22 protein-coding genes and 2 pseudogenes are annotated in these 24,724 nt (G+C 60.1%); 11 read left to right on the forward strand and 13 right to left on the reverse strand.

The features are described 5' to 3' along the window. Nucleotides 1-641, forward strand: a 641-nt coding sequence (locus tag CKW37_RS27125) for an NAD(P)-binding domain-containing protein (RefSeq protein ID WP_159985332.1), incomplete at its 5' end; no start/stop codon positions are given. A 93-nt stretch (nucleotides 642-734) separates the two neighbouring features. After that, nucleotides 735-1,585, forward strand: a pseudogene (locus tag CKW37_RS27130) (IS5 family transposase); the annotation flags it as partial. 14 nt (nucleotides 1,586-1,599) lie between these two features. Here CKW37_RS27130 and CKW37_RS33040 read toward each other — a convergent pair. The 4 genes from CKW37_RS33040 to CKW37_RS27145 all read right to left on the reverse strand — a co-directional run bounded on the left by CKW37_RS33040 (nucleotide 1,600) and on the right by CKW37_RS27145 (nucleotide 7,204). Next, entirely contained in the window at nucleotides 1,600-1,809 is a 210-nt protein-coding gene (locus tag CKW37_RS33040; protein WP_177454487.1) for a hypothetical protein, read from the reverse strand. Nucleotides 1,810-2,381: 572 nt separating this feature from the next. After that, nucleotides 2,382-4,427 (reverse strand): integrase, encoded by a 2,046-nt coding sequence (locus CKW37_RS32660; protein ID WP_143502151.1) that lies wholly within the window; start codon nucleotides 4,425-4,427, stop codon nucleotides 2,382-2,384. Then, on the reverse strand, nucleotides 4,420-5,964 hold the full coding sequence (locus CKW37_RS32665; protein WP_143502153.1) for a site-specific integrase: 1,545 nt from the start codon (nucleotides 5,962-5,964) through the stop codon (nucleotides 4,420-4,422). Before CKW37_RS32665 ends, CKW37_RS32660 begins: the two co-directional genes overlap by 8 nt. Next, nucleotides 5,945-7,204: a site-specific integrase gene (locus tag CKW37_RS27145; protein WP_095159272.1), complete on the reverse strand. Its 1,260-nt coding sequence runs from the start codon at nucleotides 7,202-7,204 to the stop codon at nucleotides 5,945-5,947. Before CKW37_RS27145 ends, CKW37_RS32665 begins: the two co-directional genes overlap by 20 nt. Nucleotides 7,205-7,335: 131 nt before the next feature. On the opposite strand from CKW37_RS27145, the pseudogene CKW37_RS27150 reads away from it, so the two are divergent. Both CKW37_RS27150 and CKW37_RS27155 read left to right on the forward strand, forming a co-directional pair. After that, a pseudogene (locus tag CKW37_RS27150) lies at nucleotides 7,336-7,863 on the forward strand (histone deacetylase); the annotation flags it as partial. A 151-nt stretch (nucleotides 7,864-8,014) separates the two neighbouring features. Further along, nucleotides 8,015-9,253, forward strand: a complete 1,239-nt coding sequence (locus CKW37_RS27155; protein WP_095159273.1) for a TIGR03862 family flavoprotein — start codon at nucleotides 8,015-8,017, stop codon at nucleotides 9,251-9,253. A 67-nt stretch (nucleotides 9,254-9,320) separates the two neighbouring features. Here the strand turns inward: CKW37_RS27155 and CKW37_RS27160 are convergent, their stop codons facing one another. After that, nucleotides 9,321-10,643 carry a DEAD/DEAH box helicase gene (locus CKW37_RS27160; protein WP_095159274.1) on the reverse strand — a complete coding sequence of 441 codons (1,323 nt, stop codon included), beginning with the start codon at nucleotides 10,641-10,643 and terminating at the stop codon, nucleotides 9,321-9,323. A gap of 58 nt (nucleotides 10,644-10,701) precedes the next feature. Continuing rightward, nucleotides 10,702-11,637, reverse strand: coding sequence for a drug/metabolite exporter YedA (gene yedA, locus CKW37_RS27165; RefSeq protein ID WP_095159275.1), 936 nt, complete (start codon nucleotides 11,635-11,637; stop codon nucleotides 10,702-10,704). A 153-nt stretch (nucleotides 11,638-11,790) separates the two neighbouring features. Between yedA and CKW37_RS27170 the strand changes: the two genes are divergently transcribed. After that, nucleotides 11,791-12,240, forward strand: a complete 450-nt coding sequence (locus CKW37_RS27170) for an Lrp/AsnC family transcriptional regulator (protein ID WP_095159276.1) — start codon at nucleotides 11,791-11,793, stop codon at nucleotides 12,238-12,240. Here CKW37_RS27170 and CKW37_RS27175 read toward each other — a convergent pair. The 3 genes from CKW37_RS27175 to CKW37_RS27185 form a co-directional block, all read right to left on the reverse strand. Beyond that, nucleotides 12,237-12,842 carry a PolC-type DNA polymerase III gene (locus CKW37_RS27175; RefSeq protein WP_095159277.1) on the reverse strand — a complete coding sequence of 202 codons (606 nt, stop codon included), beginning with the start codon at nucleotides 12,840-12,842 and terminating at the stop codon, nucleotides 12,237-12,239. The genes CKW37_RS27170 and CKW37_RS27175 overlap by 4 nt on opposite strands. 9 nt (nucleotides 12,843-12,851) lie before the next feature. Continuing rightward, a complete protein-coding gene (locus CKW37_RS27180; RefSeq protein ID WP_095159278.1) occupies nucleotides 12,852-13,331 on the reverse strand; it encodes an NYN domain-containing protein in 480 nt (159 codons plus the stop codon). 132 nt (nucleotides 13,332-13,463) lie between these two features. Beyond that, nucleotides 13,464-14,192 (reverse strand): DUF2076 domain-containing protein, encoded by a 729-nt coding sequence (locus tag CKW37_RS27185; RefSeq protein WP_095159279.1) that lies wholly within the window; start codon nucleotides 14,190-14,192, stop codon nucleotides 13,464-13,466. Between the two features lie 137 nt (nucleotides 14,193-14,329). Between CKW37_RS27185 and CKW37_RS27190 the strand changes: the two genes are divergently transcribed. Continuing rightward, nucleotides 14,330-14,995, forward strand: coding sequence for a hypothetical protein (locus CKW37_RS27190; RefSeq protein ID WP_095159280.1), 666 nt, complete (start codon nucleotides 14,330-14,332; stop codon nucleotides 14,993-14,995). A 46-nt stretch (nucleotides 14,996-15,041) separates the two neighbouring features. After that, nucleotides 15,042-16,127 carry an endonuclease/exonuclease/phosphatase family protein gene (locus CKW37_RS27195; RefSeq protein WP_095159281.1) on the forward strand — a complete coding sequence of 362 codons (1,086 nt, stop codon included), beginning with the start codon at nucleotides 15,042-15,044 and terminating at the stop codon, nucleotides 16,125-16,127. 99 nt (nucleotides 16,128-16,226) lie between these two features. Here CKW37_RS27195 and CKW37_RS27200 read toward each other — a convergent pair whose 3' ends face one another. Genes CKW37_RS27200 through glnT form a run of 4 tightly spaced genes read right to left on the reverse strand, consistent with a single transcriptional unit; the run spans nucleotide 16,227 to nucleotide 20,530 of the window. Continuing rightward, nucleotides 16,227-17,549, reverse strand: coding sequence for an FMN-binding glutamate synthase family protein (locus CKW37_RS27200; protein WP_095159282.1), 1,323 nt, complete (start codon nucleotides 17,547-17,549; stop codon nucleotides 16,227-16,229). A 21-nt stretch (nucleotides 17,550-17,570) separates the two neighbouring features. Beyond that, nucleotides 17,571-18,245: a protein glxC gene (locus tag CKW37_RS27205; RefSeq protein WP_095159283.1), complete on the reverse strand. Its 675-nt coding sequence runs from the start codon at nucleotides 18,243-18,245 to the stop codon at nucleotides 17,571-17,573. Between the two features lie 12 nt (nucleotides 18,246-18,257). Further along, nucleotides 18,258-19,157 carry a glutamine amidotransferase family protein gene (locus CKW37_RS27210; RefSeq protein WP_095159284.1) on the reverse strand — a complete coding sequence of 300 codons (900 nt, stop codon included), beginning with the start codon at nucleotides 19,155-19,157 and terminating at the stop codon, nucleotides 18,258-18,260. A gap of 38 nt (nucleotides 19,158-19,195) precedes the next feature. Next, nucleotides 19,196-20,530, reverse strand: a complete 1,335-nt coding sequence (gene glnT / locus CKW37_RS27215; protein WP_095159285.1) for a type III glutamate--ammonia ligase — start codon at nucleotides 20,528-20,530, stop codon at nucleotides 19,196-19,198. Nucleotides 20,531-20,881: 351 nt separating this feature from the next. Here glnT and CKW37_RS27220 point away from each other — a divergent pair, with 351 nt between their 5' ends. From CKW37_RS27220 to CKW37_RS27235, 4 genes are all read left to right on the forward strand, one after another. Further along, complete coding sequence (locus CKW37_RS27220; RefSeq protein ID WP_095159286.1) at nucleotides 20,882-21,475, forward strand: cupin domain-containing protein; 594 nt, start codon at nucleotides 20,882-20,884, stop codon at nucleotides 21,473-21,475. A gap of 239 nt (nucleotides 21,476-21,714) precedes the next feature. Continuing rightward, a complete protein-coding gene (gene purU / locus CKW37_RS27225) occupies nucleotides 21,715-22,581 on the forward strand; it encodes a formyltetrahydrofolate deformylase (RefSeq protein ID WP_095159287.1) in 867 nt (288 codons plus the stop codon). Between the two features lie 8 nt (nucleotides 22,582-22,589). Next, nucleotides 22,590-23,501, forward strand: a complete 912-nt coding sequence (gene folD / locus CKW37_RS27230; protein WP_095159394.1) for a bifunctional methylenetetrahydrofolate dehydrogenase/methenyltetrahydrofolate cyclohydrolase FolD — start codon at nucleotides 22,590-22,592, stop codon at nucleotides 23,499-23,501. Then, nucleotides 23,483-24,724, forward strand: coding sequence for an FAD-dependent oxidoreductase (locus CKW37_RS27235; protein WP_095159288.1), 1,242 nt, complete (start codon nucleotides 23,483-23,485; stop codon nucleotides 24,722-24,724). Before folD ends, CKW37_RS27235 begins: the two co-directional genes overlap by 19 nt.

The following is a 24,724-nucleotide window of genomic DNA, read 5'->3' on the forward strand; positions in this document are numbered from 1 at the left end:
TGCACAGCTCGGCGTATCGAGCGCCCGAGGCCTTTGCCGACCAGCGTGTCGTCGTGATCGGCGCGGCGAACTCGGCGGTTCAAATTGCCTATGAGCTTGCCGGCGTTGCACAGGTCGTGCTGGCCACCCGGGAGAAGATCCGCTTCTTCCCCCAGCGGATCCTGGGCCTCGATTTTCATGCCTGGCTGAAACTCACCCGGCTGGAGCAAACAAGGTGGCTGAGTGACCAGAGCACGCCAGTGCTGGACAGCGGTAAGTACCGCAAGGCTCTGGGTACCGGCTACCTACAGCGCAAAACCATGTTTCAAGAGGTGATGCCTGACGGTGTTGTCTGGCCTGATGGGAGCATCGATAAGGTCGACGTACTGATCTTTGCCACCGGCTTCCGACCGAACCTGGAGTTTCTGGCTCGGCTCCCGGTTGTTGGTCAGCAAGGGCATGTCCTCCAGCGGAACGGGGTGGCTGATCAGGTACCTGGTTTGTACTTTGTGGGTTTACCCAAGCAAAGGAACTTCGCCTCGGCGACACTCAGGGGCGTAGGAGATGACGCTAGCTATCTGATGCCCAGGCTGCTTGAGCACCTGGGCGAGGTTGGCGCGACGGAGAGAGACACTTGGCTTCAGAGCAGTTGCTTACCCTAGCTTCTGTCTGAAATTGAGAGAAACCGAACTTCAGTGCCGCAAACACTGAGATTTTTGTAAGGTTTTCAACCATCTATGGAAAGGAATCCTGTGATGGCTAAGCGCTACGAACTTTCGGATGAAGCATGGAATCTGGTCGCAGATCTGTTCACCTCAACCCACACCAGAGGCAGGCCGCGATCAAGTGACCGCTTGATGCTCGATGGCGTGCTCTGGTTGCTGCGCTCCAGCGCTCCCTGGCGCGACATGCCCGAGTGCTTTGGGCCTTGGCGAACGGTTTATCACCGCTTCCGGCTTTGGCGAAACCGGGGAACATTCGATCAGATGCTCAAGCGATTGCATCTGAAACTCAATGATCAAGGGCTCATCGACCTGCAGACCTGGATGATCGATTCAACTGCTGTTCGTGCCACCCGCGCCTCATCAGGTGCAGGTAAAAAAGGGGTCTTGATGAACCCGCAGATCACGCTTTAGGCCGCAGTCGGGGTGGTCTCACCACCAAGATCCATATGCTCTGCGACGCCAACGGCGTGCCTTTGCGCTTCCTGCTTTCTGGCGGTCAAGCCAGCGATATCAGCTACGCAGAGCCATTGCTGGACGATGTCTGTATCCCGACGAGCAAACGTGGCCGGCCTCGCAAACGCTGCCGCTGGATTTTAGCTGACAAGGGCTACGACGCTGATGCGCTACGCCGATACTGTGACCGCTATCGTATGCAGCCTGTCATTCCCTATCGCGTAATGAAGCGCAAGCCAAAGCCCGGTCTGCCGCGGCTGTTCGACAAACCCAAGTATCGGGAGCGGAACGTGATCGAGCGCCTGTTTGGCTGGTTGAAGGAGCACCGCCGCCTGGCGACCCGCTACTGCAAGCTCGCAACAAGTTATGCGGCGATGGTCACATTGGCCTGCTGCCGGCGGTGTTTACGACACCTCATTTCGTACAAAGCCTACGAGTGGTCTCAGAATGGATCAGGTCCATCTTCGACGCCATGGAAGGTGATTTCTCTGGGCTCTGTTTCGTGTTGCCAGCCTAATACATACAGAACCCATTGATACTGATCCTGATGACGGTCGGCCACAAGCAACAACGCCCAACCAGCGGAAAGCAACTGGTTAGCATTTTCTTCACTACGAGTGCTGATAATCCTTGTTGTCTTCTCGATACTCATCGATTTAGTCCTTAGCTTCACTCCAAGGTTTAATTATCGCAACCTGATCAATGAACCAACGGCCTCGCACGACAGGAAACGATAAAGCCGTTCAATCCAGCTGCGTAGCTTTGCTCCCTAAGTTGTCTGCTGGCGATTAATTTTCGGCAGCGGGCGGGAAAGAAATTGCTCATCAATGCCGCGGCTATATGCGTTGTAGGCCCATCTCACGAACTGTTCGAGCAGACGGTCATTTTCCATACGCAAGCGTTCATTTTCCCCCTCTAGACGCGCAATCCGGTCTGCTGCTACCTGCAATTCAGGACTAGCGGACTTTTTCCGGGCCGGTGAGATCCTTAGTGCCTGCTTACGCAGCGCGAACGCGCATCGTATGCGCTCATGTTTGTACAAAGCTTGTCGTGTGTATGTACTTCTTACACGCCGAAAGACGGCGGCGATCAACAAATCCCAAGTCAAACTCCCTGACCAACCATCCAAAATGGATATGATCTGTTCAACGACTGAGGAGGTAAGATTCTTTGACCGTCCCATTGAATGCCCCCATCAGAGTGACGCATAGTATGCATTAGATTTCAGATCTTCTTCAGCACACCCAACTGGATTGCCAAGTGTTGAGGATCAATAAGCTGCTGAAGTCGCGATACAGGTAACACACCACTTGGCCTGATCACTGTATCCACCGGGATCGAGGGGTCGTCTAGGATTACGCACAATTCATCGAGGCGTTTCAACTTCAGTGTCTGATGCTCAACCCAACGATTGGCACCAAACTCCTCTTCGCCAAGTGCCTTTAGAGCTTGCTGCAAAAGAGATTGTGTTTCTTGACGATGCTGTCGAATAGCTCGTTCTCGAACTGCGTCGCCTTTAACACATACGTGCTCATTACAACTCAGACAATCCCGATGCAATTGACAAGGCAACATCGAAAAATCATGTAAGCAATAGCCTAGGTCCGTGGTATGGGCAGTCAAAATCTGCAACTCGGCAAACTGGTCACGGGTGACCAGACTATTAACTGGAATACTTGGCACATGGCCTGCTGACTTTTCTGGATCACCCAGTGCACTCCTGGCCAAAGCGAGCACATCGCGGTCTGACTGATGATCATAGCATTTGTTATGTGTGATTTTGGCTCGACCGCTCCACTTCGCAACATCAAGCTGTGACAGTCCGCCCATCTGAGCCACTGTATTAAGATAGTGACGAAACTGATGAGTTGTAATCTGCATCTTGCCACCATCTTTCTCAGCATATCCGAAACGATCAAAAATATTAATCACAGAGGGTGACCCTGTGAGCTGCGTTTGAATATAACCGGTGTCAGGCAAAACAATCGCACTCCGGTAGGTCGCCATTTTGTTTAACTCATTCCTACGAACCAGACACAATGCGTTGCTGTATTTAATACGGCGTTCTCTATCGAGAAACGGGAATCCCTTGGGCTTAATCTTGGTTAACGCCAATTCAACATCTTTAAACGCGAACCTGGGAGCATCTTTGCATTTGGGGTCATAGGCGCATCTCTCAGGTATATTATGCTTTCTGCACCAATCCCCACCACGCCTAGTATTATTACCATTCAACGGAGGGTCGGCAAAAACAATCATGCCAACCTGCGCGGACGTTAGATATTGGCACTCACGCAGTGTTTCTAGTTCTGGCGGCAAAAACAATTTATCTGGATTGACCTCGTACCACTTAGCAACCTCTCTTGCTGGCTCTGAAATCGCCCTGATTTTTTTAACTGCTTCCTGCGCTACACTTGCCATCGACTGTACTACCCATTTCACTTGTGGCTTCCCACCTTTTGATGGCAGCCAGCGCAGCCCATACAAAAGCCGATCACTCTTAGAGTCAAACTCCTCCACTTCGCAATTTATTGAAACTGAAAGAACTTCGTTGATACGGCTCGGAGCAGACGCCAGCAGGGCACAAATGCTGGAGGTGAATACATCGCCCGGTTCTTGCGCCACCCCGAAAATTTCTGCAATAGCAGATAGAGACTCGGGTGAAGGTAAGCGAGCGAGTCTATTGGAATCAAAAGTCGGCCCGACACGACGTTCTTTGTCTTCAGGGGACTTTAGATGGTGGTTCCAAGCTGTTGGCAGCGAACATAATTGATGCTGTACCAAAAAGCGGGAAATTCGCTTCAATTCTTCAGCACCCATGAAGGCTGAAGCCGTTCTATATCTTTCCTCAATAATTGAGCAAGCTTTGTCAAAGTGCAAAAGTGTTGCTCTCAACGGTGTAATGCAATCCTCGGACTCCTCCAACGCCACCGCCAATGCTCTAAGTGCAGCTAGCCGTGCACTCACTGTAGTATAGGGAGACAGCGCATAGTCATAACGGCAATAGGCTTTCGCAAAATCCTGAAACGGTTGAGGCAAACTCTTCGCGTCGTTAAATCCACGGCCACTAGGAAAGCCTCGAAATACAATGCGAGATTTAGAGTTCCGCCTTTTCAACCTCACATAATCAGTGACGTCCCACGCATCTGCATCAAAATCCAAATCATCGCCGAAGGTATTCATCTTTCGAGCTAACTCTATAAAACCCTCCAGATTCGCCTCCATAGTTTTTTCTTTAAGCGGCGTGAAGATAAGTATTTTTTTACTCATCGGCCCGACTCTTTCTTTGACGACACAATTGAACAACCTGCGCTACCGCAAGCACCGTCCGATCATTAATAGAAGCAATCCGCTCGTCAACAATCCCTTCGTTCTGTTTCAAAATATATTCCAGCACTGCTTCATGTGGCCCATCTAGCCATGGCTGAAAGCACTGGCAGGTATAGCATGCGAGAGGTGCACTCAATCCACAAAAACTATAGCTACCACACGACCCCATTGGTTGAGCCGTTTGATCTACGCGCAAGTCAATAATGCGGCTGGATCGATCCAATCCCCGTACTGCTTGCCGTTCGTCGTCGATCAACTGTCCTTTAAATGCTTGCGCTAACGGCGCCATATGCAAGGCGGTTGCCTTGTCAATTCGGATCGCGAGCTCCGGAGTAGCTGCAACGTACACTGCCGCTGTATCTGTACGCGAATGATCAAGTAATTCTGCAATAACCAAGATCCCGTGACCTTCACGAGCAATATTTGTACCCATGGTTCTACGAAATCGGAGAGCACACAAGTTCATGGCTTTTCCTGTACGCTCTGAACGGACAGATAACCTCTCCAAAGATCTAACAAGGAACTTACTTATGCTTTCGCTGGTACGGTGAAATTTGCTCCAATCTGAGGGCGATTGCATGACATTACAATTCAGATCAAGATGATTAGGAAACAAGGGGGCCTGCAGAGGGTCTGAAAGAACATTTACAAATTTCTTTTTAACACTCATCGAATAGTCAAATATCAATCTACCAATTTGTGCGATCAAGGCCCTGGGTTTTAACTGCTGACGAATCTGAGCACTTTGCTGCTTCGCACGCGGGACATAAATCAAATATGACTCAGTGCCGTCCTCAGCTACCGAGCGAACCACATCACAAACTTTCATGCCTGCAATCTGGATCGGACGAGCTCCCAGTACAATGAACAGCCAAGTAAGTACATGTGCTTCTCGACTCAGGAGTCCGGCACCATATGCCTCAGCCACCGCATCCTGAACACTCTCTTGCTCAATAGCAGTAAACGGCCCCAGGTCCTCATCCCAAGTCAAAACCGCTCTACCCAGCTCTCGACGCCTAAGTTTCTTGACATCAAGTGCTTGGATTACATCTTCATCTATACCTGGATACCCCAGCGCATACCATCGGCGAAGCAATGAAACGAGATTCCTGGTGATGAAGCTCTCAACGTCGCAGTTCACGAGAACATCAGTTTTTGAGATTGAGTTCAGAGGACTGCTTTCTTCCCTACTCAAACTTGACGTAAAAACTTTGAACGCACGAAAATGAGTCGATAGCGTAGTAGGGGATCGGTGTTCCGCAAACCAGATTAACGCCAGGCGGAAAGACTTCATGAATGAGTCACTAAAATCAAAAATTGAGAAATCCAACGATACGGAATACAGTCCGTCCTGATATGACCAAACTGAAAGGCTGGGATCAAGTAATACTCCACCCTTTGTACGGACCTTACTTGGTAGCGTGCAGGGTAGTATCTCAGCTTGCACCGAGGTTATTCTATTCTGACCACTTCTCATCTGAGCCTCCGGCGATGCCAAGCCTTGCTTGCATTTCCAGTGAAACTTCAGCTGCCTTTCTTCTAATGTGACGCTGATTATAGACTTTTGCCATCTCAGATGTTTCAGACCACCCCATCATGCGAGACCTAATTTTCTGCTCGATCTCAGCGGAAATACCCTTCTGATCCACGACCTCAGAAAACAGCTCATTCCAAGTATGCCGAAGAACGTGAGGAGAAAGGTCTTGTGGTAGTTCTTGACAATGCATCCGCAGAGTTTTAAAAATTTTATTCAGATTTGCTAAGCTCATCGGTTTACCAGTACCTAACGCAACCCAAAGATACTCGTGCCTACGAGCGCCCGGAACTGATCTCCGGATCGACATCACGTAACTCCTGGTTAGATCTGCCAAGCCAGGATCAAGAGCTAGCAGTCGAGCAGATGTCTTTGTACAGGGTTGGCGACGCCGCGGATCAGCAGGATCACCTGCTCGCCTAGCTATCAAAATCTCGTTAGTCTGAAAGTTCACATCCGAAATTTTAATACCCAATAATTCGCCTCTACGAACGCCCAAAGATAGCAGCCAGCGAATAATTAAATAATTTCTCTTCTGGACGCGATCATTTTTCCATGGATTCAACTCATAGCCAGGCTCAACGTATTGCTGAACCAGCCTAAGCTCATGCTCAGAAAGTCCCACTCTAGGGGCGAAGCTTGAGTAGGACGAAGACGAAGGAATACGCGCTTGTATAGAATCAAGCACCGACACTCTGAGCTTCTCTAACGCCAAGAAATTCTCATGCGTCGCCCCTACTTGTATGAGATACCCTGTCGCAACCCAACTCAAGTATCGCTTTATATAGTAAAGTCTTATTGATACTGTAGTTACACTTACCTGTTGGGCAAGAGCCTCAGGTTTACCTCCCCTTGCTCCAGACATTATCTGAGCAAAACCTTCGATCTCAGCCGCCGGTAGCTTACAACATCTGGAGATAAGCTCAACTTCACCTAGGGTCAAGAACTTCCCATTGTTCAGCCTCGCATCCAAATCAACTTTTAGTTGATCCAGCACGACCAGCAGGATCATTACAGATTGTATGGCTTGCTGGATGGTATTGACTGCGAGGTGAGCCGCACGCAATTCCGTGAGGACCCACAGGTTTACTCTGAACACGGGTAGACCGCTCTGACGTTCGCAGAGGATTGGGAAGCGCTCGCCGCCCTCAAGACCGACAACCTTAACTTTATAAGGAGTCATTGTTAACACTTCCGATAGGTAAGCGTTAAGAACGCTAGCTCACTTTCTGAGCAATTTCCAATAAGAAGTTCAACTGACTGATTTATATGAATGTTTCTATCATTTGTTTACGATTGGAGAAAAGTCAGCCTTTCTGCATCTTCAACGACCTGGCGGTGATCAGCCGTTACCTGCTGGAGGCCGGCCGGGTCCACCGGGTGCTGATCTTCGACTGCGATGTGCACCAGGGCGACGGCACCGCGCGGATTCTCGAACACACGCCGGATGCCATCACCGTGTCACTGCACTGCGAACAGAACTTCCCCGCGCGCAAGGCCCGCAGCGACTGGGACATTCCCCTGCCCCGCGGCATGGGCGACGCCGACTACCTGAAGGTGGTGGACGATGCGCTGAACTACCTGCTGCCGCTCTACCAGCCGGACCTGGTGCTCTACGACGCCGGCGTGGATGTGCACAAGGACGACGCCCTGGGTTACCTGCAACTCACCGACGAGGGCCTGGCCGCGCGGGATACCTGCGTGCTGCGCCATTGCCTGGGCCGCGATATCCCGGTGGTGGGCGTGATCGGCGGCGGCTACAGCAAGGACCGCGAAGCCCTCGCCCGCCGCCACGGCATCCTCCATCACAGCGCGCAACGGGTGCTGGATTACCCACAATGACTGTGGAACCGCTTGTGGATAACCTGAGCGAAAGCCCGTTTGGTCCTTTGAAACCGGGCACGCGCGGCACTTGATCGTTTTTTGTACAGTGCCGCCTGTGACCCACCTCGGGTAGAATGGCCGGCTCTTTTATCCCCAGCCTGCCGCCACCATGACCGACGCCTCCACCACTCCCCCCGCCCACGTTGCCATTATCGGCGGCGGCCCCGCCGGCCTGATGGCGGCGGAAGTCCTCAGCCTGGCCGGGGTTCGCGTCGATCTGTACGACGCCATGCCCTCGGTGGGGCGCAAGTTTCTCCTGGCCGGCGTCGGCGGCATGAACATCACCCATTCCGAGCCCTACCCCGCCTTCATCGCCCGCTACGCCGAGCGCCGCGAGAACATCGCCGCGCTGCTGCAAGGCTTCGACGCCGACGCCCTGCGCGCCTGGATTCACGGCCTGGGCATCAACACCTTCGTCGGCACCTCGGGGCGGGTGTTCCCCACCGACATGAAAGCCGCGCCGCTGCTGCGCGCCTGGCTCAAGCGCCTGCGCGATGCCGGCGTAGTTATCCACACCCGCCATCGCTGGCTGGGCTGGAATGACGATGGCGCGCTGCGGATCGGTTATCCACAGGGCGAAATGGCGGTAAAACCCGACGCGGTGATCCTCGCGCTTGGCGGCGGCAGTTGGGCGCGGCTGGGGTCGGATGGCGCCTGGTTGCCGCTGCTGGCTGAGCGGGGTGTGGATATCTCGCCGCTGCAGGCGGCCAACAGCGGTTTCGAAGTGGCGGCGTGGAGCGACCTGCTGAAACAGAAATTCGCCGGTGCACCGTTGAAGAACATCGCCCTCAGCCTGCCCGGCCAGGCGCCGCGCCTGGGTGAATTCGTGCTGACCGAAGGCGGCGTCGAAGGCAGCCTGGTGTATGCCTGGTCGGCGCAGGTCCGCGAAACCATCAACCGCGACGGCAGCGCCACCCTGCTGCTGGACCTGCTGCCGAACAAGCCTGTGGATAAAATTGCCGCCGCGCTGAGCAAGCCGCGGGGCTCGCGCTCCATGGCCAAGCACCTGCACGGTCAGTTGGGCCTGGACGGCGTGAAAGCGGCGCTGCTGCGGGAATTGACCGGGCCGGAGGTGTTCGCTGACCCGCAACGGCTGGCGGCGGCGATCAAGGCATTGCCCATAGTGGTCGTACGGCCGCGGCCACTGGATGAGGCGATCAGCAGTGCTGGCGGGGTGAGGTTCGAAGCGCTGGATCAGGGCTTGATGTTGAAGCAGGTACCGGGGGTGTTCTGTGCCGGCGAGATGCTGGACTGGGAGGCGCCGACGGGGGGGTATTTGCTGACGGCGTGTTTTGCCAGTGGGCGGGTGGCGGGGTTGGGTGCTCTCGACTGGCTGAAAAACCGGTGATTATCGATTCATTGTTCGGGCCTATCGCTGGCTTGCCAGCGATAGGCCCGAATAAGCAAAGAACTTCTTAAGGCTTACGCTTCTTAGGCCCGGTATTGAACGCCGGCACCTTACGTACCGCCTTCGCCGGCACCGGCGCATCGCCGCTGTCGGTCCAGCGCCCAAGGCTACCTTTCGCGCCGCTCTGCTTGGGCTTCTTCGGTTTCTTCGGCTTTTTCAGGATCTGTCCGCTGGCATCAGTCTCCGGCACCCGGTGATCCGGCTCGAAATCCGGCTCCATATGACGCGGCAAGGTCTTGCGGGTCAGGGTTTCGATTGCCGAAAGCAATTGCACTTCATCAGCGCAGACCAGGGAAAGCGCCTCCCCGGTATTCCCTTTGCGGCCAGTCCGACCAATGCGGTGGATGTAATCCTCGGCGACGATCGGCAAATCGAAGTTCACCACCAGCGGCAGGTCATCGATATCCAGGCCCCGCGCCGCGACGTCGGTGGCCACCAGAATCTGGGTTTCCCGCGCCTTGAAACTGTCCAGCGCACGCTGGCGGGTTGCCTGCGGACGATCACCGTGGATGCCGTCGGCATTGATGCCCAGGCCGACCAGACGCTCAACCAGTTGATCCACACCGTTACGGGTCTTGGCGAACACCAGCACCTGGCTCCAGCGCTGCTTGCGCAGCAGGTGGCAGAACAGCTCAGTCTTGCGCTTTTTATCCACAGGCACGATCCACTGCTTCACCGTGCTCGCGGTGACGTTGCGCGGGCTGACTTCGATGCTCAGCGGGTCGTTGAGCATCTGCCCGGCCATCAGGCGGATTTCGTCGGAGAAGGTGGCGGAGAACAGCAGGGTCTGGCGCTTGGCCGGCAGCGCGGCGTAGATCGAACGCAGTTCTTCAGCGAAACCGAGGTCGAGCATGCGGTCGGCTTCGTCCAGCACCAGCGCCTGGAGCTGGTTGAATTTCACCGCGTTCTGGCGGAACAGGTCGAGCAGACGGCCGGGTGTCGCCACCAGGAGGTCGATGCCCTTGCGCAGTTTCATCATCTGCGGGTTGATGCTGACCCCGCCGTACACAGCGTAGGTGCGCAGCGGCAGGTGCTCGGCGTATTCGCTGATGTTGGCGTGAACCTGCTCGGCCAGTTCGCGGGTCGGCACCAGCACCAGGGCGCGGACCGAGTTGCTGGCGACCTGGGCGCCTTCCATCGTCAGGCGCTGCAGCAGCGGCAGAGCAAAACCGGCGGTCTTGCCGGTGCCGGTCTGGGCCGCGGCCATCAGGTCGCGACCGGCCAGCACGGCGGGGATGGCCTGGGCCTGAACCGGTGTCGGGGTGTTGTAGTTCAGGCCTTCGAGGGCGCGCAGCAGCGGTTCGATCAGGCCGAGTTTGGCGAATGTCATGGAAATACCGTCAGGGGATTCGTGCAATGGCGCGAAGTTTACCCTGTTCGGCCCCGGATCACCGAGTTCCGGACATCTCGCCTTTCAGCACCTCGGGCGCGGGCGGCGTCACCGGCGTCTTGCGCCACTGCGGAATGCCGATCAGCACCACCGCGCCGATGATCACCGCCATCGCCAGGCATTCCTCGGCGCCGATCTGCTCGCCAGCGAAGGCGATGCCCAGCAGTACCGCCACCGCCGGGTTGACGTAGGCATAGCTGGTGGCCGCCGCCGGGCGCACATGCTTGAGCAGGTACATGTAGGCGCTGAAGGCCAGGATCGAGCCGAACACCACCAGATAGGCCAGCGCGCCCCAGCCAGCGGCGGTGGGCATCTGGGTCATGCGCTCACCGCTGAACGCGCTCGCCGCCAACAAGGCTACGCCGCCCACCAGCATCTCCGCCGCACTGGCCATCGGGCCTTGCGGCAGCGGCAGACTCTTGCTCCACACCGAGCCGAACGCCCAGGACGCCGCCGCGAACAGGATCAGCGCCGCGCCCAGCGGACTGGCCTGCAGGTTGGAACCGAGGTTGAGCAAGCCGATGCCGAGCAGCCCGAGAAAGATCCCGCCCCATTCCAGACGGGTATTGCGGTGCCCGAAGAACAGTCCGAACAGCAAGGTAAACAGCGGCACCGTGGCCACCGCCAGCGCCGCCACGCCGGAAGCGACGCCCGCGTGCTCGGCCACCGTCACCCCGCCGTTGCCGCAACTGAGCAAAAGCACGCCGATCATCCCCGCCGCCTTCCACTGTTGCCAGGTCGGCGCCGGCACCCCGCGCCAGCGCAGGAAACCGTAGAGCAGCGCCCCCGCCACTACGAAGCGCACACCCGCCATCAGCATCGGCGGCCATGACTCGACACCGATGCGAATGGCCAGGTAGGTAGACCCCCAGACCAGATAGAGGGCAAGGAACGCACCGATCAATAACCAGGGAAAACGACGGGAGGCAGGCATGGGGGGCTCGAATTTGAGTTGTTGTGGCGTTAGTTTAGAAAGCTTCACCGGCAAAATTAAGTTTCAAAAAACGCTTATCGAGCACCTGGGCTTTCGAAAAAACGGATCTTTCAGGTGTTTCCCTTTGTTTTCACAAGGCCCTTTGCAGACCCCATGGACAAGTACGATCGCATGCTCCTCGCCGCCCTCCTGGAAAACGGCCGCGCCTCCTTCGCCCAGTTGGCGCGCACGGTCAACCTCTCGGCCCCGGCGGTGGCCGAGCGGGTGGCGAAGCTGGAAGCCAGCGGGGTGATTACCGGTTATCAGGCCAAGGTCGACATGAGCAAGATCGGCCTGCCGATCCAGTGCGTGATCGAGCTGCGCCTGGCCAGCCACGGCAATCAGCAGGCGTATGAAGCGCTGACGCAGATTCCCCAGCTCACCGAATGTCACCGGGTCACCGGCGATCCCTGCGTGATCATGCAGGCGGCGGTGGGGTCGATGCCGGAGCTGGAAGAGCTGATCAACCGGGTGGCGCAATTCGGCTTCAGCAAAACCTCGATCATCCTCTCCAGCGCCGTCGAGCGGCGGGTGCCGCTGGGGCAACTGGAGAAAAAGGCTTAGCGGTGTTTGCTCAGGGCTTCGCGGATTTTCGCGGCGGGGACTTTCTGCAGGCGGCACAGGAATGAGTGGGACAGCTCCTGCACACCGTGGGTCTGGCGCAGTTCGCCGACCAGGTGTTGCAACAGGTTGGCGGCCATCTCGGCGTCGGCCATGGCCCGGTGCGCGGTGCCGGTGTCTGGCAGGCCGGCCCAGCGGGTCAGGGTGCCGAGCTTGTGGTTCGGCGCCGCCGGCAGCAGGCGCCGCGACAGCAATAGCGAACAGGCGAAGGACTGATTGCGGCTGCGGCCGATACGGCTCAGTTCGTAGTCCCAGAATTTCTGGTCGAAGGCGGCGTTGTGCGCCAGCAGCGGCGTGTCGCCGACGAACTCGGCGACTTCGTTCATCACCTGATTGACCGGCGGCGCGCTGCGCAGCATCGCCGTGGTAATGCCGGTCAGCGCGGCAACGAAGGCCGGTACCGGCACGCCGGCATTCATCAGGCTCTGGTAGCGCTCGACGATGCGGCCCCGCTCCAGCATGACCACCGCCACCTCGGTGGCGCGGCAACTCGCGCCCGGGGTGATGCCGGTGGTTTCAAAGTCGATGACAGCGATACGTTCCACGAAAAAACCTCAATGCTTGAGCAAAAGCGCGCCGTCGATGGGCACATAGCGCGTGGCGGCGCGGATCAGCGAATTCGCGGTCAGCCCCGGCACGCCGTAGGCCACGGCCTCGACGCCATGGCGCTGAATGATGCGTTCCAGCAGCAGGTCGAAATCGCCGTCGCCGGACGCCAGCACCACCTGATCGACCCGGGCGGCGGCGTCCACCACATCCAGGGTGATGCCCACGTCCCAGTCGCCCTTGGCCGAGCCATCGCTGCGCTGGATATAAGGCTTGAGCTTGACGGTGAAACCGAGGTTGCGAAGGATCTGCTGGAATTGCTGCTGCTTGCTGTCGCCACGGTCGATGGCGTAGGCGAAGGCCTCGACGATCTCGCCATCACGGCTGACGTCGGCCCAGAAGGCGGCGTAGTTGAAATGACAACCATAGGCTTGGCGGACGGTGTAGTAGAGGTTCTGGACATCGACGAACAGCGCGATTTTCTTCACTTCCACCTCCTTTCACACCGGGTTTGAGCCAACAAGGGCGCCCAGTATGCCGCCCTTGGAGGGCAATCGCGAGCAAGCTCGCTCCAACGGGTGCCATAGGAGCGAGCTTGTCGGGGCGCCGAACCGTCGCGATCAGACGTAATCGTCGTCGGAGAAGAAACCGCCACCGTCGTCGTTGTAACCGGTGTCGGTGAAACCCGCGTCGTTGCCGTTATCGGCGGTATAGCGCTGGTTGTCATCATTCCAGCCGCCGTGATCACTGGTCGGCGCTGGCTCTTCCTTGATGACTTCGACAATTTCTTCCGGCTGCGAATTGTGGTGGAACAGGCTACTGATGCCTTGCGCCAGCATCACGCCACCGGCCACGCCGGCCGCAGTCTGCAACGCACCGCCGAGGAAGCTGCTGGCACCACTGCGGGCCGGGGCCGCCTGGGGCGCCGGCGCAGGTGGCGCACCCCAGTTGGATTGCGGAGCGCTGCCAGGACCATCACGCCAGCCGCCGCCGCTCGAAGGGGCCGGCGCAGCCGCAGGCTGGCTCGGCGCCGGACGGGTACCGGAACCGAAGATGCTCGACAGGAAACCACCACTGCTTTGCTGCGCCGGCGCACTCGCGGCGGCGGCGGCCTGGGCCTTTGCCGCCGCCAATTCGGTCTGCAACTGCCGGTTCTGCTCGTCGAGGCGCTTGATCGCAGCCTCCTGGACCAGGATCGCCTGGGCCATGTAGTACGGCGCGGCGGCGTGTTGCTGAACAAGGCCCGCGATATGAGCCTGGGCCTGGGCATCCCGCGGTGCGCCTTCGGCTTCGGCCTGGCGCAGCCTGGCGAACAGGCCATCGATCAGGGTTTGTTCTTCGTGATTCATGACGCGACCTCTCTAGTACGGTTGCAGTGAACATGAAGACAAGCATCGCCAATTCAATGCGACACCGGCATGAAACTTTGTTCAGATTCGGCCCCTGCGCTAAAGTGGCCGCTTGCTTTGGACTTCGAAAACGACCCATGAATCCGCTCAGCGTTCTGCGTGACTCCCTGTATTTCTTCCGCCGCCACCTGATCAGCATCGCCGGCCTGTGCCTGCCGCTGGTGATCATCGAGGCCCTGTGCACTCAATTGCTCTACGGCCAGTTGGGCGATGAAGCCTCGCCCGCCTACGGCTTGTTGGTGGGGCTGCTGTTCTACCCGCTGTACAGCGCCGCCCTGATCCTTTATCTCGACGCCCGCAGTGACGGCCATGAGCCGCTCAAGCGCAACCTGATGGCGCGGGCCCTGCAGTTGTGGCCGTCCTTCGCCCTGCTGGTGCTGCTCAGCTCGCTGCTGATCATGGCGGGCATCTCGCTGTTCATCCTGCCCGGCATCTGGGTGATGACCAATCTGGTGTTCGCCGAGTACCTGCTGGTGCTGCAAGGCCGCGCGCCGATCGCCGCCATGCGCGAGAGCTTCCAGATGGTCAACGGCCACTTCTGGCGGATCCTGGTGTGCATGCTCGGGGTCATGGCGCCGCTTTGGCTGTTCAACGGGCTTACCCTGGCGCTGCTGCCCGAGCAGGTCAGCCCGGTACTGGAACTGCTGGTCAATGTGCTCAACAGCTTCGTGCAACTGTTCAGCACGGTGGTGCTGTTCCGCCTGTTCATGCTGATAAGCGAGTCCACCCCGGCGCGTTCCTGAACCCCGGGGCTATGCTCAATCGTCACACCCGACCTTGCCGAGCCCGATGACCCGACTACTGCGCAACCTCCTGCTGATACTGCTGTTGATCGCCGTCCTGCTCTGGCTGCTGGCCTGGCAGGCGGGTTGGCGACCGGAGCCGGAAGAAACGGTGCCGGTGGCCTGCACCGCCCCGGCCAAGCCGCTGATTCCCGGCCAGCAGCTCAAGGTGATGAGCTGGAACGTGCAGTACCTGGCGGGCAAGCGCTATGTGTTCTGGTATGACGAGGCCAAGGGCGACGACCGCCGCCCCACCGAACAGGACCTGGCCGTCAACCTCGATGAAGTGGCGCGGGTGATCCGCGCCGAGCAGCCGGACATCGTCCTGCTCCAGGAGCTGGACAACAACGCCAAGGCCAGCGACTACCAGGACCAACTGGCACTGCTGCGCGAACGCCTTGCCGATCTCTATCCCTGCGCCGTCCAGGCGTACCAGTGGAAAGCCGAATTCGTCCCCGACTGGCATATCGCCGGCAGCGTGGGCCGCACCCTCGCCACCCTCAGCCGCTACCCGATCCAGCAGGCGCAGCGGATCCAGTTGCCGCGGGCGTCCGACAACCTACTCAGCCGTTTGCTCCAGCCGCAACAGGCGGTGCTGGTCAGCTACCTGCCGCTGCGTGAGGGCGGTCAGTTGGCGGTGCTCAACACCCAACTGGCGCAGCATGAACCGGGCAGCGACGTGCAGGCGCGCCAGGTCGCCGAGCTGGAGCGATTGCTCGACCAGTTCGAACGCCAGGGCACGCCGTGGTTGATCGGTGGGGATTTCAATCTGCTGCCGCTGGGGCAGTACCGGCGGTTGAAGCCGGAACAGCGCCCGTTCTATTCGGCGGACAGCGAACTGCATGTGCTGTGGGACAAGTACCCGATGATCCCCGGCAATGCCGAGGCCACCGGCGCCGAGCGCTCGGCGTGGCTGACCCATTTCCCCAATGACCCGCAACTGGACGGGCCGGACCGGACGCTGGATTACCTGTTCCACAGCCCGAAACTGCGTCGGGTGAGTGCGCAGGTGTTGCAGCAGGACACGTTGGAGATTTCCGATCATTTGCCGGTGACAGCACGGCTGTTGTTGCCGATGCCGCCGGAGTCCTGAGCAGGGGAGTTCTGGTGCACGTCAGTAGATTGTCTGCGCGCTCGATCTCAAGCACGCACCCCATCACCCGGCATGCACATCAAACACCCCACCCTTAGATCAGTACTGCTGCCCCGGCACCCAGTTGGTCCCCGCCAACGGCACCCGCGCCATCGCCGCCGCTTCCACCGTCAGCGCCACCAGATCCTCGGGGTCAAGGTTGTGCAGGTGCGACTTGCCGCACGCCCGCGCCATGGTCTGCGCTTCCAGCACCAGCACCCGCAGGTAATTCGCCAAACGACGCCCCGCCTCCACCGGATCGAGGCGCTTGGACAGTTCCGGGTCCTGGGTGGTGATGCCCGCCGGGTCGCGGCCGTTCTGCCAGTCGTCGTAGTAACCCGCCGCCGAACCGATTTTCTTCAGTTCTTCATCCAGCCGCGGATGGTTGTCGCCCAGCGCCACCAGCGCCGCAGTGCCGATGGCCACCGCATCCGCGCCCAGGGCCATGGCCTTGGCGACGTCGGCGCCGTTGCGGATGCCGCCCGACACGATCAACTGAACCTTGCGGTGCATGCCCATCTCCTGCAGCGCCTGGACCGCCTGCGGAATGGCCGGAAGAATCGGAATGCCAACGTGCTCGATGAACACTTCCTGAGTCGCCGCGGTGCCGCCCTGCATGCCGTCGAGGACGATCACATCCGCGCCGGCCTTCACCGCCAGCTTGACGTCGTAGTACGGGCGGCTGGCGCCGATTTTCACGTAGATCGGTTTTTCCCAGTCGGTGATTTCCCGCAGCTCGGCGATCTTGATCGCCAGGTCGTCCGGGCCGGTCCAGTCCGGGTGACGGCAGGCGCTGCGCTGGTCGACGCCGATCGGCAAGGTGCGCATGCCGGCCACGCGCTCGGTGACTTTCATGCCCAGCAGCATGCCGCCGCCGCCCGGCTTGGCGCCCTGACCGAGGACGATTTCGATGGCGTCGGCCTTGCGCAGGTCGTCCGGGTTCATGCCGTAGCGCGACGGCAGGTACTGATAGACGAGGTGCTGCGACTGGCCGCGCTCTTCCGGGGTCATGCCGCCGTCACCGGTGGTGGTGCTGGTGCCGGCGATGGTGGCGCCACGGCCCAGTGCTTCCTTGGCGTTGGCCGACAGCGCGCCGAAGCTCATGCCGGCGATGGTCACCGGGATTTTCAGGTGGATCGGCTTCTTCGCGAAGCGGGTGCCGAGCACCACGTCGGTGCCGCATTTCTCGCGGTAGCCTTCCAGCGGATAGCGCGACACCGAGGCGCCGAGCAGCAGCAGGTCGTCGAAGTGCGGCAGCTTGCGCTTGGTGCCGCCACCACGAATGTCATAGATGCCGGTCTCGGCGGCGCGCTGGATTTCCTGGATGGTCAGGCGGTCGAAGGTCGCGGACTCGCGCAGCACAGGGGTGTTTTTTTCGCTCATGGGAATACTCCTCGCCGCGGGTCAGTAGGCGGATGCGTTATCGACTTTGAAGTTGTAAAGCTGGCGAGCCGAGCCGTAGCGTTTGAAGCTGGCCGGGTCTTCGGCGAAGCCGGCGCGGTTGAGCAACTCGGCCAGTTCGCTCAGGTGCTCGGCGCGCATCTCTTTCTCGATGCAGTCCGAGCCCAGCGACTTGACCGTGCCCTTGACGTAGATGCGCGTCTCGTAGAGCGAATCGCCCAGCGCATCGCCGGCATCGCCGCACACCACCAGGCGCCCGGCCTGGGCCATGAAGCAGCTCATGTGGCCGATGCTGCCGCCGACCACGATGTCGACGCCCTTCATGGAAATCCCGCAGCGCGCGCCGGCGTCGCCCTCGATCACCAGCAGGCCGCCATGGGCGGTGGCGCCGGCGGCCTGGGAAGCGCTGCCTTTGACCCGTACCGAGCCGGACATCATGTTTTCCGCCACGCCGACGCCGACGTTGCCGTGCACGGTGATGCAGGCTTTCTGGTTCATGCCGGCGCAGTAATAGCCGGCGTGGCCCTGGATATCGATGCTCACGGCCTGGTTCAGGCCCACCGCCAGGTTGTGCTTGCCGTCCGGGTGGCTGACCAGCCACTCGCGGTCCTGCACCTCGCCGTGCAGGGTCTGGTTCAGTTCACGCACCGTGGCGCTGGAAAGGTCGATGGTTTTCATGTGCGGGGCTCCTCAGGCACGTTCCCAGATGTACATGGTGGCGGGTTCGGGCTCCCAGACTTTCGCCTTGTCGATGCCCGGCAGGCTGGCCAGCGCCTGGTATTCGGAGGCCATGGCGACGTAGTCCTCGGTCTCGGCGAGGATCGCCGGCTTGCAGGCGATCGGGTCGCGGATCACGGCGAAGCCGTTGCGGGTGCCGATGGCGAAGGTGAAGAAGCCGTCGAGGTCTTCGAGGGATTTATCCAGCGCCTCTTTCAGGCTGTCGCCCTGGCGCAGGCGCCAGGTCAGGTAGCCGGCGGCGACTTCGGTGTCGTTGTCGGTCTCGAAGGTGATGCCTTCGCGCTTGAGTTCCTGGCGCAGGCGGAAGTGGTTGGACAGCGAGCCGTTGTGCACCAGGCACAGGTCGGCGCCGGTGGAGAACGGGTGGCTGCCTTCCATGGTCACGGCGCTTTCGGTGGCCATGCGGGTGTGGCCGATGATGTGGCTGCCCTTCATCCCCTTGAGGCCGAAGCGCTCGGAGATTTCCCGCGGCAGGCCCATGCCCTTGAGGATTTCGATGCTCTGGCCGGCGCTCATGATGCGCACGTCCGGGGCTAGTTCGGCGAGGGCGGCGCGCACCGGTTCCTCGGCGCTGTGGGCCTTGAGCACGGCGGCGCTGGCGTTCTGGAACCAGTCCAGCGAGCAGCCGAGGCGGCCTTCCAGCTCGCCCATCAGGTGTTTCCAGTCGTAGCCGAGGTCGGTGGCCTGCAGGGTCAGCTTGACCCAGCCGTCGGCGACTTCATCACCGTAGATAGCGAAGCCGGCGCTGTCCGGGCCGCGGTCGGTCATGGCTTCGAGCATGGGTTCGAACAGTTTGCCGAGCTGGCCTTCAAGCTCGGGCTTCTTCAGGTAAAGGCCAACGATTCCGCACATGGCATGTCTCCTTGGGGCAGATGAAATCGGAGTGGTTGTCAGAAAAATTCGGTGTAACGCTGGATCTCCCAGTCGGAGACGTGGCGGCTGTACTCCACCCATTCCATGCGTTTCTGGCGGATGAACTCGTCGACGATCCCGGCGCCCAGCACTTCGCGGAACAGCGGGTTGGCAGCCAGGGCGTCGGTGGCTTCCTTGAGCGACTGCGGCAGGGTCTTGATGCCGCGGGCGGCGATTTCTTCGAGGCTGAGGTTGTAGAGGTTCTCGTTGCACACGAAGTCCGGTTCCAACTGGCGCTCGATACCGTCGAGGCCGGCAGCGATGATCGCGGCGGTCACCAGATAGGGGTTGCAGCCGGCGTCCGGCAGGCGGAATTCGAGGCGGCCATACGGCACGCGGACCATCGCTGAACGGTTGTTGGAGCCGAAGGCGATGAACGCCGGGGCCCAGGTCGAGCCGGACAGCGAGCGACCGACGACCAGGCGCTTGTAGGAGTTCACCGTCGGCGCGGCGAAGGCGCACAGCGCCGGGCCGTGGGCCAGCAGGCCGGCGGCGAAGTGATAGGCCATTTTCGACAGGCCCATGCCGCTCGGGTCGCTCGGGTCGTGGAACAGGTTCTTGTTGGTCGCGCTGGCGATCGACAGGTGGAAGTGCATGCCGTTGCCGGCGCGCTTCGGATCGGGCTTGGGCATGAACGAGCAGATCATGCCCATGTCATTGGCGATCTCGCCGGCGGCCATGCGGAAGAAGGTGAAGCGGTCCGCCGACTCCATGGCGTCGCTGTAGGTGTAATTGATCTCGAACTGGCCGTTGGCGTCTTCGTGGTCGATCTGATAGATGTCGAAGCCCACCGGCTGCAGCGCTTCGGTCAGGCGTTCGAGGAATTCCCGCGAGCGCGACAGGCCCTTGTAGTCGTAGCAAGGCTTGTCGAGGTTGTCCGAGGCGTCCACCAGTTGCAGCTTGCCGCCGGCATCGCGGCGGAACAGGCTGAATTCCGGTTCCAGGCCGGTATTGAGGGTCCAGCCTTTGTCAGTCAGGCGCTGCACCTGCTGTTGCAGCACGTAGCGGGTGTCGTAGGGCCAGGGCTCGCCGTTGACGTGGCCGATGCAGACGATCCGGCCGTAGCCCGGCTGCCAGGGCACCGGCACCAGCGTGGACAGGTCGCCCCGGGCCATGAAGTCCGGGCCGTGGGGTTCCATGCCCATGCCGCAGATGGCGAAGCCGGCGAAACCGGCACCGTCCTCGGCCACCGCCTTGAGCCCGTTGACCGGAACGGATTTGGTCTTCGCGGCGCCATGGATATCGACGAACTGGGCCAGCACGTACTTGATGCCGTGCTGTTCGATGATGCGCTGCGTTTCAACTGGCAACATGATTCTTCACTCCTGGAAAAGGGCAAGGCGGTCGATAGAAGGCAGGCGAACAAGGACGGAACGCGCCAGCATCTGTGCCCGAAGAAGCGAAACCCGCGGTGGGAAGCTGGCCTGGATCATGTGAATTCCAATCAGGAAATTTAGTTTCCTTGCAGGAATGCAATGCCCTTGCCAATTTTTCAGCGGCCAACAGAAATGGCCCCGGCGTTGCACCGGTCTGCTGTTTATATGGGAAACTCTCTTTCACCCGAGGAAAGTCCCAGCGCCCTGACCCGGCGCCGGGATCTTTTTTGCACTTTCTCAGTGCGAAATTAAATTTCCTGAACCGAAAACAAGCAGGATTGACCGACCGTGAATACCGAGACCCCGCCTCGCCTTCGCCTGGAGCAGTACCTGGGCATGCAGATCCGCCGCGAGCGCCAGGCCCAGGAGCTGAAGCTGGCCGATGTGGCGCGCATCGCCGGGATCAGCCAAGGCATGTTGAGCAAGATCGAAAACGCCCAGGTGTCCACCAGCCTGGATATCCTCAGCCGCCTGTGCGATGTGCTGGGCATGCCGATGTCCAAGTTGTTCAGCCAGTACGACCAGCCGGACGGCAATGCGATTCTGGTCAAGGCCGGCGAAGGGATGGAAGTGGTGCGCCGCGGCACCGAGAAAGGCCACACCTACCACCTGCTCAACCACACCCGTGGGCCGAAGAAGAATTTCGAGGCGTACATGGTGAGCATGGATGACGCCAGCGAAGAGTTCCCGACCTTCGCCCACCCCGGCACCGAGTTTCTGCACCTGCTCGAAGGTGAACTGGTGTACCGCCATGGCAACCAGCTCTATCACATGCAGGCCGGCGACAGCCTGACCTTCGATGGTGATGTGCCGCATGGGCCGGAGAAGCTGGTGCAGGTGCCGATCCGGTTGTTGTCGGTGATGAATTACGGCAACGAATGAAGTGCTGATCGCGACGGCGTCGAGCCGTCGCGAAACCTGCCCAGCGTCACCCTCGCAAAAGTTTCCTCCCAAGATAAAAATTTTCCCCACAGGCTAGACCTGCACCTTCCTTTCGCCTATAAAAGCGCAAAAGGAATATTTTATTCCCACCAATAAATAATATTCACCGACAAAACGTCGCTTCACCGCTGAAATTTCCGCCTTGCGAGAGCTGCCGCCACTCCACCCGAGGACCTGAAATGCAACACGCCACCAGCCACTACATCCTCAAGATCAGTTGTCCGGCAACGTCCGGCATCGTCGCGGCGGTCACCACTTACCTGGCAGAAAAAGGCTGCTACATCAGCGAAATGTCGCAGTTCGACGACGAGACCAGCGGGCGTTTCTTCATGCGTGCGGTGTTCCGTTTCAACGATCACTACGAAGGCGACATCGATGAGGTCGAGCAAGGCTTCGACCCGGTGGCCCGGCGCCTCGACATGCAATGGAGCCTGCACGGCAGCGCGCAGCCGATGCGCGTGTTGCTGATGGTCAGCAAATACGACCACTGCCTCGCCGACCTGCTCTACCGCCACCACAAGGGCGAGATGGACATGCAGATCACCGCCATCGTCTCCAACCACCTCGACCTGCGCCCCATGGCCGAACGCGAGGGCATCCGCTTCATCTACCTGCCGGTGACCCGGGACACCAAGTCGCAACAGGAAGCCGCGCTGCTGCAGATCGTCGAAGAAACCGGCACCGAACTGGTGGTGCTCGCCCGCTACATGCAGATCCTTTCCGATGACCTGTGCAAACAGCTTGCCGGCCGCGCCATCAACATCCACCACTCGTTCCTGCCCGGCTTCAAAGGCGCCAAGCCGTACCACCAGGCCTACGCCCGCGGCGTGAAGCTGATCGGCGCCACCGCCCACTACGTGACGTCCGACCTCGACGAAGGCCCGATCATCGAGCAGGAAGTGCAGCGCGTGGACCACAGCTACCTGTCCGACGACCTCGTAAACGTAGGCCGTGATACCGAAACCGTGGCCCTGTCCAAGGCGGTGAAATACCACCTGGAGCACCGGGTCTTCCTCAACGACGACCGCACGGTGATCTTCCGGTGAACACGCCCATCTCCCCCAAAATCATCGACGGCAAGGCCGCCGCCGCCCGTGTCCTCGCCGAAGTGAAAAGCCAGGTGCAGGCGATGAAAACCGAAGGCATCACCCCCGCGCTGGCGGTGGTGCTGGTCGGCCAGGACCCTGCCAGCCAGGTCTATGTGCGCAACAAGGTGCTGCGCGCCGAGGAATGCGGCATTCGCTCGCTGGAACACAAACTGCCGGCGGAGACCGATGAATCCGCGCTGCTGGCGCTGATCGCGCAGTTAAATGCCGACCGCGATGTGCACGGCATCCTCGTGCAATTGCCGCTGCCGGGGCATATCGACGAAACCCGCGTGCTCCAGGCCATCGACCCGCTGAAAGACGTCGACGGCTTCCACGCCGAGAACGTCGGCGGCCTCAGCCAGGGCCGCGACGTGCTCACGCCTTGCACGCCCGCGGGCTGCCTGCGCCTGTTGCACGACACCTGCGGCGACCTCGCCGGCCTGCACGCGGTGGTGATCGGCCGCTCCAATATCGTCGGCAAGCCGATGGCCGCGCTGCTGCTCAAGGCGCACTGTACGGTGACCGTGGTCCATTCGCGCAGCGCCAACCTGAAGGAACTGTGCCGCCAGGCCGACATCGTCGTCGCCGCCGTCGGCCGCCCGCGCCTGGTGGACGCCGACTGGCTCAAGCCCGGCGCGGTGGTGATTGATGTCGGCATCAACCGCATCAGCGAAGGCGAGCGCTCGCGGCTGGTGGGTGACGTCGACTTCGACAGCGCCCTGCCCACCGTCTCGGCCATCACCCCGGTGCCCGGTGGCGTCGGCCCGATGACCATCGCCTTCCTGATGAAAAACACCCTGACCGCCGCCCGCCTGCAACAACCGGCGTCGGTCACTTTCGCTGAGCATCCGGAGGCCGCATGCCCTTCAATCTCCTGAAATACGGCCTGAGCTCCGAATACCCGGCGGAAGTCGATCTGCCGCCGCCGACCGAACTCAAGCCGTCCTACGACGTGGTCATCATCGGCGCCGGCGGCCATGGCCTGGCCATCGCCTATTACCTGGCCAAGTACCACGGCATCACCAATGTCGCGGTGCTGGAAAAGTCCTATCTCGGCGGCGGCAATACCGCACGCAACACCGCGGTGATCCGCTCCAACTACCTGACCAGCGAAGGTGTGCGCTTCTACATCGAGTCGGTGAAGATGTTCCAGGAGCTCTCCAACGAGTTCGACTTCAACATCATGTATTCCGAGCGCGGCCAGCTCACCCTGGCCCACACCGACGCCACGGTGCGCGCCTTCCGCCAGCGCGCCGAAGTGAACAAGCACTTCGGTGGCCGCACCGAAATGCTCGACCGCCAGCAGATCCGCGAACTGGTGCCGACCCTCAACCTCGACCCCGGTCACCTGCCGGTGATCGCCGGCCTTTGGCACATCGACGGCGCCACCGCGCGCCACGACGCCGTGGCCTGGGGCTACGCCAAGCAGGCGGCCAAGCGCGGGGTGGAAATCCACCAGCTCACCGAAGTGCAGGACCTGGTCATCGAGCACGGCCGCATCACCGCGGTGAAGACCAACCGCGGCACGGTGAAGTGCGGCTGCGCGGTGCAAGCCATCGCCGGCGCCAGCTCGCTGATGCTGCAAAAGGCCGGGATTCGCGCGCCGATCCACACCTACCCGCTGCAGGCCATGGTCACCCAGCCGTTCAAGCCGTTCCTCGACCCGCTGGTGAGTTCGTCCGCCCTGCACTGCTACGTGCAGCAGACCAGCCGTGGCGAAATCGTCTTCGGCGGCGGCTCCGATCCGTACCCGCTGTACAACACCCGCTCGACCCTCGACCTCAAGGAAAGCCTGCTGGCCCACGCCATCGAGATGTTCCCGTTCATGGCCAACGCCAAGCTGATGCGCCAGTGGGCCGGGATCACCGACATGACCCCGGACTACAGCCCGATCATGGGCCTGTCGCCGGTGCAGAACTATTACCTCGATGCCGGCTGGGGTACGTGGGGCTTCAAGTCGACGCCGATCTGCGGCAAGACCATGGCCGAGCTGGTGGCCAGCGGCGGCCGCGTGCCGGAGCTGATCAAGCCGTTCGCCCTGGAGCGCTTCAGCACCTTCCAGCAGGTCAACGAAATGGGCGCCACCGCGGCCAGCCACTAA

The organism is Pseudomonas sp. Irchel 3E13 (assembly GCF_900187455.1).
GTDB lineage: Bacteria > Pseudomonadota > Gammaproteobacteria > Pseudomonadales > Pseudomonadaceae > Aquipseudomonas.